The sequence below is a fragment of the Marinomonas maritima genome (genome assembly GCF_024435075.2).
GTDB classification, from domain to species: Bacteria; Pseudomonadota; Gammaproteobacteria; order Pseudomonadales; family Marinomonadaceae; genus Marinomonas; species Marinomonas maritima.
Genome location: NZ_JAMZEG020000004.1, coordinates 45,088 through 59,275, shown reverse-complemented (window position 1 = coordinate 59,275; position 14,188 = coordinate 45,088). Strand labels below are relative to the sequence as shown.

Below are 14,188 nucleotides of genomic sequence, written 5' to 3'. Positions count from 1 at the left end.
TTTTTTAATTTAACGAATAGGTAATGGTTTCATGGCAAATTCTGCCCCAGCGTCTGTATGGCGCAATCCGATACATTTTTTAGCGTTTGGCCTTGGTTCTGGTGCCGCTCCCAAAGCACCGGGAACCTTTGGTACATTAGCCGCCGTTCCTATCTTCATCTGGCTTCTACAGGGTTTAAGCAACACTGAATACCTAGTGATGCTGTTGGTTACCTCGCTGGTGGGGATTTACCTTTGCGGTAAAACCTCGAAAGACATGGGTGTACACGACCATGCTGGCATCGTCTGGGACGAGTTTGTTGGTTTCTGGATCACCATGTTTCTGGCGCCTGCGGGTTGGTTTTATATTGTATTGGGTTTTGTGCTTTTTCGTTTATTTGATATTTTGAAACCTTGGCCTATTTCTTGGATCGATAAACACGTCCACGGTGGCTTCGGTATTATGCTGGACGATGTGTTGGCGGGGTTAATGTCGTTTGTTGTGCTTCAAGCTTTGGTGCACTTTGTCTTTTAGGTAAGCGTTTTTTAAACACCTACTTCAGTAGGGTAAAACGCTTAGTCCCTTCCCCTTTTGTCTTCCAAGGGGAAGGTTAGGATGGGGCTGTTTTTGTTTCTCGAACCACGTTGACTCCCACGACCGAATAACATTTCTCCTCGAAACTACGCCTCCCTCGTCGAAATGTTATTCGCTCAATCAGTTAAGGGCGGTGGCCCTTTTAACTGTCTGTCTTAACGCACGACCGCTTTGGGTTTATTTAATTCCTTACGCTTTCTTAACGCTTCGTAAAACGGTGCGTAAGTGGGTCGATCCACGTACTTTCCTTCGCCCGATTTTACCATCAAGGTATTGTTGTGCCACGCAAGTTTTCCGTTACAAACAGTGGTTTCCGGTACGCCATGAATTTCCATTCCTTCAAAAATACTGTGTTCAATTTTCGAGTGATGCGTTTTTGCGGAAATCGTTTTTGTGGCCGCTGTGTTCCAGATTACTAAGTCTGCGTCTGCGCCAACACGAATACAGCCTTTATTCGGATAAATATTGAAAATCTTGGCGGTGTTGGTCGAGGTAAACGCGACAAATTCATTCATGGTGATTTTGCCTTGGTTAACGCCTTTTTCCCACAACACCATCATGCGCTCTTCCACACCGGCGGTGCCGTTGGGAATTTGCGTGAAGTTGTCTTTGCCCATGGCTTTTTGTTCGGCACAAAAGGCGCAATGGTCGGTGGCGGTGGTTTGTAACGTACCGGCTTGTACACCTTTCCAAAGCGCATCTTGGTGATGTTTGGGTCTAAAAGGAGGGCTCATAACATGCGCCGCTGCGGTAGCCCAATCTGGGTTTTGATAGACGCTTTCATCCACGGTGAGATGCCCTGCTAAGACTTCACCAAATACGGTTTGACCGTGGTCTTTAGCGTAGCGAATGGCGTCGACGGCTTCTTCTGTGGAGACGTGAACAAGGTAGATAGGCGCGCCAAGCGTATTGGCTATGCTGATGGCGCGGTTTGCTGCTTCGCCTTCAACAGAAGAGGGGCGAGACAGTGGATGCGCTTCTGGTCCTGTCATGCCTTCTGCCATGAGTTTATTTTGTAAGTGATAAACCAACTCGCCATTCTCTGCATGAACGGTTGGAATCGCGCCGAGTTCTAAGCATTTGGTGAAGCTCGCGACCAGAATGTCATCGGTCGCCATGATGGCGTTCTTATACGCCATAAAATGCTTAAAGCTGTTCACGCCATGGTCTTTGACTAGTATGTTCATTTCTTCGGCAACGGTGTCATCCCACCAAGTAATCGCTACATGGAAACTGTAATTTGAATGGGCTTTTTTCGCCCAGTCACGCCATTGATGATAGGCATCTAAGAGCGACTGCTGAGGGTTGGGGATGACAAAATCGATGATGGTGGTCGTGCCGCCCGCCAGTGCAGCGGCGGTGCCAGAAGCAAAATCGTCTTTCGCAACCGTGCCCATAAAAGGCAATTGCATGTGAGTGTGAGGATCAATGCCGCCCGGCATGATGAGTTTTCCGGTCGCATCAATGATTTCAACGTCTTTTGGTTGTTCGCCGATGTCACCGATTTCGACGATTTTGTTGTCCTTACAAAGAATATCGGCTTTGAAGGTTTCTTCGTGAGTGACGATCGTCCCACCTTTAATTAATAAACTCATGATTTCGTCCTTTTTCTAAGAAAAAATAAACAGTAAGTGCGGATCAAAAGAACATCAAAAAAACAGTATGGATGCGCTTCTACCTACACTCATAAAATAATGGAAGAAAAAATGCTGGCGATGCGCAAGGCATCGCCAGCAGGTAAAGCAACTCATGTTTTAACTAGGCTGTTTCTATCTGACTGACAGGAACTGCTTGTGATTTAGCAAGAAGGTAATACAAAAACGCACCGGTAAAGGCACCGGTAAACCAACCATAGCTATAGAACCAGCTAAAAGCAGATACATTTAGTGCGATTAAAGTCAGTACCACAGGCCCAGCAAAAGCGATTAACCCCGCACTGTTAAAGGCTGGGTATAAGCTGTTTTCTTTATAAAGTGCGACTAAATCCAAATGCTGACGTTTTATTAAGAAATAATCGACAATCATGATACCGGCAATCGGGCCTAATAAGCTTGAGTAGCCTAAGAGCCAATTTGAATACATGCTTTCAACACTGACATCGGATTCGATCCAGCTCATTTTTTTCAATAATTCCCAACCCATTAAAACAATACCCACAACACCCGTAAGCAAGACACCACGAGTGTGGTTAATGAGCTTAGGCGCAATGTTTTGGAAATCGTTAGTAGGAGAAACAATATTGGCTGCAGTGTTGGTGGATATTGTGGCAATAACGATCAATACCATGGCAATAGCAACCCAGAAAGGGCTGTCGATTTTACCAATCAAAGAAATAGGGTCAGAAATGGTTTCACCCACCAAGCTTGTCGAAGCGGCCGTCAAAACCACACCCAAAGCGGCAAAGAAGAACATGGTCGCAGGCAGACCGATGATTTGACCAATAATCTGATCTTTTTGAGATTTTGCATAACGACTAAAGTCGGGAATATTCAAAGACAAGGTTGCCCAGAACCCAACCATCGCGGTTAAACCACCAAAGAAATACCCCCAAAAACTAGCGTCTTCAGGACGGTTTGCAGGAATGGCGAGGACTTCAGTGAAAGACACTTTTCCGCTAGCCCAATACATTAAACCAATACCAACGATCAACAGTAGAGGCGCCGAAAGTGTTTCTAACCACTTAATAGACTCAGCACCACGAATCACTACAATCATTTGGATAGCCCAAAATAGGAAGAAGCCGATTACTTCGCCGACGCCACCTAAACTTGCCCAGCCGGAAGAAATAGCGGATAGAAACAAATGAATGGCTAGGCCACCAAACATAGTTTGAATGCCGAACCAACCACAGGCAACAAAGCCACGAATCAAGCAAGGAATATTAGATCCCACCATGCCGAATGAAGAACGCAGTAACACCGGAAAAGGAATGCCGAACTTAGTGCCCGGATACGCGTTTAAGGTCAGTGGCACCAATAAAATTACGTTAGCGATAAGAATAGTGAATAAGGCTTCCATCACAGAAAGACCAAAGTAAGCCGTTAATACGCCGCCTAAAGTATAAGTAGGTACACAAATAGACATACCAACCCACAATGCTGCAATGTTCCACTTGTTCCAAGTGCGATCTTTTACTTTTGTTGGCGCCAAATCGTCGTTATACGCTGAACTCTGTTGAAGGTCGGTATCGACCTCCAACTCATAAAACTCATCTTGTTTAACGGACTTACTGGTCATATTTGCCACCTCTTCTATTGTGGGTTGATAGCTTTTATTTAATAGGAGCTATTTCATTCGATTCGAGCCGCTTTATGATTCACAGCCCTCGTTTTTTCTTCTCTTGTATTCGTTTATTTTGTTACTGATGCTCTCTAGCAATACGTTCGCTGGCTTCTAACATGGTGTGCAGTAATACGTTTGCTCCGGCGGCGCATTCTTCAGGCGAACTGTATTCGGCTTCGTTGTGGCTGATGCCGTTTAGGCAAGGTGTGAAAATCATGCCGGTAGGGACTAAATCCGCCATGTAACAAGCGTCGTGACCGGCGCCAGCGTAAATGTCCATGTGGCTGTAGCCGAGCTTTTCAGTGGCGGCTTTTACATCGTCGGATGCATTAAACTCCACTGGGGCGAAATACCAAAAAGGGTCAATGTTGACGTCTAAATTGTGTTCTTTGGCGATTTTTTCACAAAAGGCGATCAGTTCTTTGTGCATGGTTAATAAAATGTCTGGGCGTGGATTGCGAAGATCTGCGCTGAATTTCACATTGCCCGGAATCGTGTTGCGAGAGTTTGGCCATACTTGCATAAAACCGACGGTCCCTAAGCCATTTTCATGGCGAAGCGCGATGGCGTTCATTTCGGTGACGATCGCGGCGGCGGCTAACATGGCGTCTTTACGCAAGTGCATTGGCGTAGTACCTGAGTGAGAAGGGCGGCCTATAACTTCAATGTTATACCAGCGAATACCTTGACCTAACCTGACGATGCCAATGGCTTTCTTTTCGTCTTCAAGGGTCGGACCTTGCTCTATGTGCGCTTCAAAAAAGGCGCCCATATTACGACTGCCCAGTTCCATGTCACCTAAGTAACCTATGCGCTTTAGTTCGTCACCAAGACGAATGCCATTGACGTCGGTCTTGTTTAGTTCGGTTTCTAAGTCAAAACGACCAACATAAGTGCCGGAACCTTGCATGGCTGGTTGGAAGCGTGAGCCTTCTTCGTTGGTCCACACGGAAAATTCCATGGCGGTTGGGGTTTCAATGTTGTTGTCATGAAGAGTGCGCAACACTTCGACACCAGAAAGTACGCCAAAGACCCCATCAAACTTACCGCCAGTGGGTTGTGTATCAAGGTGGCTTCCGGTGCCTACGGCGGGTAAGTCGTTGTATTTTCCAGGACGACGAGCAAAGATGTTTCCAATTTTATCGACCTCTACATCACAGCCGCAAGCTTCACACCAAGAAACGAAGAGATCACGAGATTGTTTGTCTAAGTCCGTTCCAGCAAGGCGGTTACAACCGCCTTTTTCTGTTCCGCCAATATCCCCCATTTCCATTAGCGTGTCCCAAAGGCGTTTCTCGTTGATACGAAGGTTTTGCATAATTCTCTCCCAATATAATTTATATCTCTTTGAAAATACTTAACTATTTATTGAAATAAGCATTTATCAAATAGAAATAAATATTCATTAACGATTTTTGTTTTGAATAAATATTGACCAAAAGGTAAAACCTTTTTTTAAAAAAAGTCAATCATTTGTCGATTCATAAAAAATAGAATGTATTACCTTAATTACGGAGTCGCGATTTAAATAGAAAAAATATGGATGTTGTCTATTTGGTCAGCAATAAATAGGCCAACTTTCTATACTTTATTTTAATATGACTCGTTCCAATGGCTTTCTTATGGTATTTTAAGGCCTAATAAAAGCCGTAAAAGTAAGTAAAAACAGTGGTTTATCAATATAATTTTTTGAATGAGAGTAGGCATACAGTTTGGCTGATCAAAGAGTAAGACGTACCAAGCAATCGATGAATAGAGAAGTGTTAGAGTCACGTATATTACGCTCTGCAGAGGTTATATTTGCGGCTAAAGGCTTTAGTGGTGCGTCTATGGAACGTATTGCGGAGATATCAAAAATATCCAAGCAAAACTTGATTTATTACTTTCCAAACAAAGACTTACTGTATAAAAGAGTGTTGAAAGAAATCCTCGATATCTGGATTGAAAAGCTGTCTTTACTTGAAAGTGATGGCGCTACGCCAGAAGAGGTCATACGTGGTTATGTGCGTGAAAAAATGCAACTTTCACGTTTGTACCCTAATGGTTCTAAAGTCTTTGCTCATGAGGTTATCAGCGGCGCTCCAGTCTTAAAAGACTACCTTTTAAGCCACCTTAAACCTCAATTTGACCGTGATGTAGAATTAGTTAAGTCATGGATAAGTAAGGGATTAATAGACGATATTGATCCTGAACATTTGTTTTTCACTATATGGGCTGCCACTCAAACCTATGCTGATTTTTCTATTCAAATGGAAATTCTATTAGGTAAGACCAGTTTGGATCAAACAGATTTCGAACGGGCTGAAAACGCAGTAACCGAATTTGTTGTGCGCGCTCTTGGTGCTAAAAAAAATATTTAAAATAAATCCCTCTCTAATTTTCTTTCTTTATTCCTTAAAAATAGCGTGATTATTGATAATAATTAACTAAAAAAATCTATATATTCATAGCCTTAACTATTTAGTTAAGCATTTAGTTAAGTTAGCTTTAATAACCATGTTATTTTTTAGTGCGAGCGCTGAACCAAAAAAAACAATTTACTCCTTCTCAAATGACTGCTATTAATTTTTATACCAAATGGTAAAAAAGTTAATTCAATCATTAAAACGTGGAGTAAATATGATCTCTGTTTCTGAAGCCATATCTTATGAATTTGCTACTGGGCCAGACTTGTATGCACTTTGCCAGCAAGCCGCTAGCGCGCGTGATAATGCTTGGGGTACGCAGTTAACCTTTTCTAAAAAAGTATTCATTCCATTAACGAATATGTGTCGCGATTCTTGCGGCTATTGCACCTTTGTACAGTCCCCAGATTCTATTCATTCTAATTACATGACACCGGAGCAAGTGTTGAAAACCGCACACGAGGGTGCCGCGCTAGACTGTAAAGAAGCGTTATTTAGTTTGGGCGAACGACCAGAAGAACGTCATCAAAAAGCACGGGATTTACTGGCTGCATTAGGTTATGACAGCACGTTAGATTATCTGCATGACCAATGTGAAAGCGTCTTAACACACACTACGTTGTTGCCACACGTGAACGCCGGTGCATTATCGTTTGATGAGTTGAAACGATTAAAGCCTGTTGCTGCCAGTATGGGAATGATGCTGGAAAATGTTTCCAACGAATTACTCAAAAAAGGGCAAGCGCATTACGCTTGCCCAGATAAAACGCCAAAACGTCGACTCGATACTATCGAGCAAGCGGGTCGTCTTGATATCGCCTTTACCACCGGTATTTTAATCGGTATCGGCGAAAGTTGGGAAGAGCGAGTGCTCAGCCTAATTGCCATTCGTGATCGCCATCTTGCTTACGGGCATGTCCAAGAAGTCATTATTCAAAATTTCCGTGCTAAAGCGGGCACCGCCATGGCGGGTTGCCAAGAACCGGATTTAGACGACATGAAACGCACCATTGCCGTGGCGCGTTTGATTTTACCGGATGACATCAGTATTCAAGCGCCGCCAAATTTAGAAGTTGAATACGGCAGTTATATCAATGCCGGTATCAATGATTGGGGCGGTATTTCGCCACTTACTAAAGATTTCATTAACCCAGAAAGAGCATGGCCGCAGATCAGCAGCGTGGCGCAAGCGTGCGAAGGTCTGGGTTATTCGTTGGCAGAACGCCTCACCATTTATGACCGTTTTCAGCATCAAGAACAAAAATATCTAACACCCAATTTAACGCAACGAGTCGCGTCACTTATGAGTCGTGCTGCTCAAGCCAGTCGTCAGTTACAGGGAGACATCGCATGAATCCATCGTCTTTAACATCAGAACAAGCAACGTCAAATAATGTCGCGCCAGACAATTTTTCATTACTAGATTCGCTTCATTCCACTCAATGTAATGATCTCGTTAGTGCGCCAGTTCGGACAATACTGGAAAAAACGCTGCTGGGTGAAGAGCTGAATGTAGAAGAGGCGTGTGTTCTTTTTGCAACGCAAGGCGCAGAAGCTCAAGCGGTATTAGACACCGCCGACAAGGTGCGTGAAAAACGTGTTGGCAATACGGGCACTTTTGTTATTACGCGAAACATCAATTTTACCAACGTGTGTTATATGGGTTGCCGTTTCTGTAATTTTGCCAAAGAAAAAGGTGATGCAGAGGCGGAGTTCTTAACCGTTGAACAAGTCGCAGACAAAGCGGAAGAAGCGTGGGCTCGTGGTGCGACAGAAGTGTGTATTCAGGGTGGATTGCATCCAGACATAGGTGCGGATTATTACCGAGAATTAATTATCGCAGTGAAGAAACGCGTGCCAGAGATTCACATTCATGCTTTTTCGCCCTTCGAAATCTGGTATGGCTGTAAAAAAGGCCGCCTTGAGCCGGAAGCGTTTTTGACTGAATTAAAAACACTGGGTTTAGGGTCTATGCCGGGCACCGCAGCAGAAATTCTAGACACCGAAGTTCGCAAACAATTGACCAAGAACAAACTCACCACAGAAGAGTGGGTGCGAATCATTAAAGCCGCACACTCTGTGGGTGTGCCGACCACCTCTACCATCATGTACGGCCACGTGGATCAGCCGATTCATTGGGCAAACCATCTGGCTTTATTGCGTGATATTCAAAAAGAAACCGGTGGCTTTACCGAGTTCGTGCCGCTGGGTTTTATCCATTATGAAACGCGTTTGTACAACGATAACCCAGACAAAGTTCGCCCGGGACCGACACAAGACGAGCATTTCAAAATGCACGCCATTGCGCGACTTATGTTGCAAGGTCACATCGATAACATTCAAGCCTCTTGGGTGAAAATGGGCCCAGAAGTGGCAACCAGAATGCTGCGCTCTGGCGCGAATGATCTGGGCGGAACCTTGATGAACGAAAGTATTTCTCGTGCTGCCGGTGCGACTCACGGTCAAGAAGTGTTTCCTGAAGACATGGTGGCCAACATTCAAGCCGCCGGTCTAAACGCGGTGCAGCGCAGTACAAAATATGAGGTGGTGAGAACCTACGTTGTTGAAGAAAACAGCGAAAAAACGCCCTTAACGGACCGCATTGCGATTCGAGGAGTGGCGTAATGACTGCGTTAAACATCACTTTATTGGCCGGTGGCGTAGGCGGTGCAAAAGCCGCCGAAGGCTTGGCCAAAAGCCATTACGCTGACTCAACTAAGATCATTGGCAACATTGCCGATGATGACGAATTTCATGGACTTTGGGTCTCACCAGACATTGATACGCTGATTTATTCTCTAGGTGATCAGATTGATAGACAACAAGGTTGGGGCCGAAAACACGAAACACATCAAGTCTTAAGTGAGCTAAATGCCTTAGGGCAAGACACTTGGATGACCTTAGGTGACTTGGATTTAGCGACGCATATTTATCGTACCAATCTAAAGCATCAAGGTGTCAGTGCCAGCGAGATAACTCAACGTTTAGCAACACGACACGGTGTGACATTGCCTATTTTGTTGCCAACCGACGATGTGTTGCAAACTCGAGTGAAGACGTCAAAAGGTTGGTTGTCGTTCCAAGAGTTCTTTGTGCGCGAGCATTGCCAGTTGGACGTGATCGACATCGAGTATCAAGGTATTGAAAGCGCCAGACCGACTCAAACCGCCTTGGATCAAATTGCTAATAGTGACGTGATTATTATCGCGCCGAGTAATCCTATCGTGAGCATCGGTGCGATTCTCGCGGTGCCTGAAATTCAACAAGCCATTGAGCACAGCGGTGCTTATGTCATCGCCGTATCGCCATTAATTGGTGGGAAAACGGTGAAAGGGCCCGCGGATAAAATGCTTGAAAGCGCGGGTAAAAGTATCGATTCGAAAGGAATTTACAGCTGTTATTACACTTTTCTGAACGCCATGGTGATCGATGAAGAAGACCAGCAAGACGCAACATGGTTGGAAGAACAGGGGTTGGATGTGTTGGTGACGCCGACGTTGATGAAAACCTCAGAGGAAAAAACAGATTTAATGTCTCGCGTGGTTGAGTTTGCCTTAGCTTCTCAGAAACAGAGGGCCGCCTAATGATGCAGCATTCAACCTCGAATCATCCTAACGTCGATCATCTGATCGATAAGCTTTGTGTGGTGATCCCAATGAAATCACCAACACGTTCCAAACAACGCTTGGTCGGGAGTTTGTCGGATTCGTCTCGCGAAAGCCTGTCTTTGACCTTGTTTCAAAACACCTTGGCGTTCTTTAAACGGCACTTTCCCATGCTGGATGTGCTGGTGGTGAGCGAATCGCTTGAGGTGCTTAGTCTTGCTCAATCCTATGAAACAAACACCTTGTTTGATGATGGCTCTAAAGGGCTAAACGGTGCGCTGGATTTTGCTTGTGATTGGGTAAAGCAGTCTGGATACGACAGTCAACTTATTGTTCCCAGTGATATTGCGGTATTGGATTATCAAGAAATTACCTCGTTAATCGCCGCGATTAATGAAGCTCAAGTGGTGATTGCGGTGGCCAAAGACGGTGGCACGAATGCGTTGTTGACCTCGCCACCCGACGCCATCGATTTTCAATACGGTTATGAATCGGCGTCGGCCCACAAAGCCAATGCGCTGAATAATCGTTTGGTTTGTCGCAGTTTACATTTCGCCAATCTTGCCTTGGATATTGATCACAGCGAAGACCTTAAAATGGCTGTGATACGCCAACCTAAACGGTTTAAAGCATGGAAAGAGCCTTCTCTATTACCCGTTAAGGAGCATCATTATGCCTGATTCTATGAGCATGTTTCGTCTAATGGGATTACCGGATTTTCAAGCGGGCGATGATTTAGCGAAAAGCATTATTGACACCTTAAGCACGCAAAACCAAACCCTTATGGAAGGTGATATTTTGGTGATTGCACACAAAGTGGTTTCTAAAAGCGAAGGGGCTTGCGCCTATTTAGACGACATTACACCCAGTGAAGAAGCGATCGAACTGGCAAAAACCGTTAATAAAGACCCACGGAAAGTGGAAGTCATTTTATCTCAATCTAAGCGCATTGTTCGCGCGATGAAACGACCAGATCAAGAAGAAGGCGTGCTGATCGCCGAGCATAAAAATGGATACATCTGCGCCAATGCGGCGGTGGATGAATCCAATGCGGATCATCCAGGACAGCTTATTTTATTACCCGAAGACCCTGACAAAAGCGCGCGCGAACTTTGCCTCGTTTTAGAAAAGCACTTTGACTGTGCGTTAGGCGTGGTGATCAGCGATACCTTTGGCCGTCCTTGGCGACTGGGGCAAACCAACGTAGCGATTGGCTTAGCCAATGTGCCGGGGGTGATGCACATGTTGGGCGAAGAAGACGCTTTTGGACGACCTTTGAGTGTGACCGCGCCCGCGTTCGCCGATGAGCTCGCCGCCGCGTCGGGTTTATTGATGGAGAAAAGTGCTAAATCTCCAGTGATTATTTTCCGTGGCTTATCTTGGCCAAAAACAGACAGCTCCAGTCGCGATCTTATTCGTGCGCACAATGAGGATCTCTTTCGATGATAACAACGATGCAAAAAGCGATCAAAACAGCAATGACTGAATCAATGGAAAAAATGGTGAAAAAACTATGAATGACGCTACAAATAAAGTCGCCATCATTGGCGGAACCGGTCCACAAGGCAAAGGTCTTGCTCTGCGTTTGGCGCAAGCTGGCGTGAGTGTGGTGCTGGGTTCTCGTGATCCGATGAAAGCACAAGAAGCCGCGCAGCAATTGGTGAGTACCTTGGCAGAATTGGATTGTCAGGCGGATATTACGGGGATGTCGATGGAAGACGCGACCAATGCCGCAGACAGTCTTGTCATCTTGTCGGTTCCTTATGCAGGTCACGATGCAACATTGACTAAGCTTGCGCCTTTGCTGGTCGGCAAAGTCTTGGTCGACATTGTCGTACCCTTGGCTCCGGGTAATCCGAAAGCCGTGGTTATGCCAGAAGCGGGCTCGGTAACGGAATCGGCTCAGTTGTTATTGGGCGATGCCATACCTGTCGTGGGGGCATTGCATAACGTGTCGGCGATTACCTTGAACGACCTTTCTCGTTCCATTAATTGCGACATCTTGGTGTGCGGCAACGATCTAAATGCGAAGAAGCAAGTGATGGCGCTGATCGAAAAAATGGGCACCAAAGCGTATAACGCCGGTTTAGCTGACAGTGCTCGTTGTATCGAAGCACTGACGCCGATTCTGATTCGTTTGAATATCTCGAAAGACGTGCCGTTCAGTCATGCGGGTGTACGTATTTGTCCTCCAGACGAGCATTAATTAACCACTGTGCTCGGCACATCGTGACAAGTTGTTTAGTTATTCGGTTGTTTTAAAAATTAGAAAACTATTAAAAGTATAATCACAAGAGGAACACATTATGGAATTTGGTATCACGTTTAAAGGCTTTGTCAGTCCAGATCGCGCTCGTAACTTAGTTCGTCAGGCAGAAGCCGCCGGTTTTACTTATTGCTGGTTTTACGATTCGCACATTTTATGGCGTGAATCGTTTGTTGCCATGGCAATGTGTATGGAACACACCACAAAAATGCGGTTTGGCCCTTGTGTGACTAACCCAAACATTCGCGATTGGTCATTGGCAGCCAGCTTATACGCAAGCTTGGCACATCAAAGTAAAGGTCGTTTTGACATTGGCCTTGGACGTGGTGATTCGTCTATGCGTGTCATGGGCAAAAAACCGGCAACCATTGCGCGCCTTATGGAATTCACCACCAAGGTAAAAGCCATGGTTCGCGGTGACGAAGTAGAATACGGCGAATGCCCAGAGCCCGTGAAATTACCTTGGGCAACAGGCTATGAACTGCCTGTTTGGATTGGCGCGTATGGACCAAAAGCCTTAGCGGCGGCAGGAGAAGTAGGTGACGGTTTGATTCTACAAATCGGGGATCCTGCTTTGGTTAAATGGTTTAGAGATCAAGCGGTTGCCGCGGGTGAAGCCACAGGTCGTGATATGTCTAATTTCAAAGTACAAGCCGCCGCACCGGCTTACTTTGGTGATATGGATTACTGCATCGAACACACTAAATGGTTCCCTGCCATGGTCGGTAACCACGTCGCCGACATCGTCGAAAAATACGGTGCAGATTCCGGTCTGGTACCAAAAAGCCTGACAGACTATATCGAAAACCGTAAAGGTTACGACTACTCGAAACACGGCCAAAGCGACAACCCATTCTTAGACTTCATCACCGAAGACATCATCAAAAGTTTCTGTGTACTGGGAACGGTTGAAGACCACATTACTCGAATCAAAGACCTAGAAGCCGCTGGTACAACGCAATTTAATATCTACTTAGACAACGGTGATGAAGAAGAAATTATTGCCAAATACGGCCGAGAAATTATTCCCGTATTTAATGGTGAGAAGTAATCTGAATGACTGATCTCTAGTTCCTTCCCCTTGTCACTTTGGAGGGGAAGGTTAGGATAGGATAGGGTTCATCTCTGCACACAGAATTTTCTAAACAAAAGCCATGAGCAACACATCATTTCGACACTGGCGCGAACCCTACATGATGTGTTGCTCGCGGCTTTTTTGTGTTTGTCGTCCGGCTGATTGTTTAGCACTGGTAGAAAATGGAAAAGGATTTTAGTATCAATGGATAAGGTTTTCAGCGTCGAGATAACATGCTGTGCTTATCCTGATAAATAGACAGGATAATGTGTACTATTAAGATGTTAAGTATTTAGATGGGTGATGAATTTTTGGAGAGTATTTTGAGTAATGAATGGGACGAATATGCTGATAGCTGGGATATAGATCCTAGTGTCGAAGATTATGCAAAAAAAACATTTTTAGCACTTGTGAATAATATAAGTATTAATGGTTTAACCGTTCTTGATTTTGGCTGTGGTACAGGGGCATTAACCAAGCTTATAAGTCCAAATGTGGATAGTATCGTTGCGATTGATCCATCTTCAGCAATGATAAAGTGTCTAGATAAAAAAGCGTTAAATAACGTATTGTCAGTTTCCGATTATTTATCAGAAGATCTGATCCGTAAACGTCCTGAATTGAAAGGTCAATTTGACCTAATTGTAGCCTCGTCTGTTTGTAGCTTTTTACCTGACTATGAAACGACTTTAAGTCTGTTAAAGTCGCTATTAAAAGAGAATGGTGTATTTGTACAATGGGACTGGCAATCAAGTGATGATTCATCTGAGATGGGCTTATCCCCCAAAAGGGTTAAACAAGCATTTGAAGCAAATAACTTTGTGAATACGACAATCACAAGTCCTTTTATTATGAGCAGTTCAAAAGGCGATATGCCTGTTTTAATGGCTATCGGTAAAAATGCCGTACAAGGGACTAAAAGGGCTTAATGATAAAGGTGATATCTTCCCCTTGAAAAAAGGGGAAGGGGCAATGTGTCAG

Annotated in this window: 13 protein-coding genes; 10 read left to right on the top strand and 3 right to left on the bottom strand. The window is 44.8% G+C overall.

Translation table 11 applies throughout. The features are described 5' to 3' along the window. The first annotated feature begins 31 nt into the window (after positions 1-31). A complete protein-coding gene (locus M3I01_RS15465; RefSeq protein ID WP_275565175.1) occupies positions 32-514 on the top strand; it encodes a phosphatidylglycerophosphatase A family protein in 483 nt (160 codons plus the stop codon). Between the two features lie 215 nt (positions 515-729). On the opposite strand, the gene hydA is transcribed toward M3I01_RS15465, so the two are convergent. The 3 genes from hydA to M3I01_RS15450 form a co-directional block, all read right to left on the bottom strand. Next, complete coding sequence (gene hydA / locus M3I01_RS15460; RefSeq protein WP_255896811.1) at positions 730-2,169, bottom strand: dihydropyrimidinase; 1,440 nt, start codon at positions 2,167-2,169, stop codon at positions 730-732. Between the two features lie 163 nt (positions 2,170-2,332). Beyond that, positions 2,333-3,811, bottom strand: a complete 1,479-nt coding sequence (locus tag M3I01_RS15455; protein WP_255896810.1) for an NCS1 family nucleobase:cation symporter-1 — start codon at positions 3,809-3,811, stop codon at positions 2,333-2,335. 121 nt (positions 3,812-3,932) lie between these two features. Next, positions 3,933-5,174 carry a Zn-dependent hydrolase gene (locus M3I01_RS15450; protein WP_255896808.1) on the bottom strand — a complete coding sequence of 414 codons (1,242 nt, stop codon included), beginning with the start codon at positions 5,172-5,174 and terminating at the stop codon, positions 3,933-3,935. A 394-nt stretch (positions 5,175-5,568) separates the two neighbouring features. Here M3I01_RS15450 and M3I01_RS15445 point away from each other — a divergent pair, with 394 nt between their 5' ends. The 9 genes from M3I01_RS15445 (at position 5,569) to M3I01_RS15405 (ending at position 14,136) form a co-directional block, all read left to right on the top strand. Next, on the top strand, positions 5,569-6,216 hold the full coding sequence (locus tag M3I01_RS15445) for a TetR/AcrR family transcriptional regulator (protein ID WP_255896806.1): 648 nt from the start codon (positions 5,569-5,571) through the stop codon (positions 6,214-6,216). Positions 6,217-6,475: 259 nt separating this feature from the next. Next, the gene (gene cofG, locus M3I01_RS15440; RefSeq protein ID WP_255896805.1) at positions 6,476-7,615 is read left to right on the top strand and encodes a 7,8-didemethyl-8-hydroxy-5-deazariboflavin synthase CofG; all 1,140 of its coding nucleotides are present in this window, start codon (positions 6,476-6,478) and stop codon (positions 7,613-7,615) included. Next, on the top strand, positions 7,612-8,886 hold the full coding sequence (cofH, locus tag M3I01_RS15435) for a 5-amino-6-(D-ribitylamino)uracil--L-tyrosine 4-hydroxyphenyl transferase CofH (protein ID WP_112136096.1): 1,275 nt from the start codon (positions 7,612-7,614) through the stop codon (positions 8,884-8,886). Before cofG ends, cofH begins: the two co-directional genes overlap by 4 nt. Beyond that, the gene (cofD, locus tag M3I01_RS15430; RefSeq protein WP_255896801.1) at positions 8,886-9,845 is read left to right on the top strand and encodes a 2-phospho-L-lactate transferase; all 960 of its coding nucleotides are present in this window, start codon (positions 8,886-8,888) and stop codon (positions 9,843-9,845) included. Before cofH ends, cofD begins: the two co-directional genes overlap by 1 nt. Next, the gene (gene cofC, locus M3I01_RS15425; RefSeq protein WP_255896800.1) at positions 9,845-10,546 is read left to right on the top strand and encodes a 2-phospho-L-lactate guanylyltransferase; all 702 of its coding nucleotides are present in this window, start codon (positions 9,845-9,847) and stop codon (positions 10,544-10,546) included. Before cofD ends, cofC begins: the two co-directional genes overlap by 1 nt. Continuing rightward, complete coding sequence (gene cofE, locus M3I01_RS15420; protein ID WP_255896798.1) at positions 10,539-11,312, top strand: coenzyme F420-0:L-glutamate ligase; 774 nt, start codon at positions 10,539-10,541, stop codon at positions 11,310-11,312. Before cofC ends, cofE begins: the two co-directional genes overlap by 8 nt. 67 nt (positions 11,313-11,379) lie before the next feature. Next, on the top strand, positions 11,380-12,072 hold the full coding sequence (npdG, locus tag M3I01_RS15415; RefSeq protein ID WP_255896797.1) for an NADPH-dependent F420 reductase: 693 nt from the start codon (positions 11,380-11,382) through the stop codon (positions 12,070-12,072). Between the two features lie 100 nt (positions 12,073-12,172). Next, a complete protein-coding gene (locus tag M3I01_RS15410; RefSeq protein ID WP_255896795.1) occupies positions 12,173-13,183 on the top strand; it encodes a TIGR03842 family LLM class F420-dependent oxidoreductase in 1,011 nt (336 codons plus the stop codon). 320 nt (positions 13,184-13,503) lie between these two features. After that, the gene (locus tag M3I01_RS15405; RefSeq protein WP_255896794.1) at positions 13,504-14,136 is read left to right on the top strand and encodes a class I SAM-dependent DNA methyltransferase; all 633 of its coding nucleotides are present in this window, start codon (positions 13,504-13,506) and stop codon (positions 14,134-14,136) included. Positions 14,137-14,188: the final 52 nt, after the last annotated feature.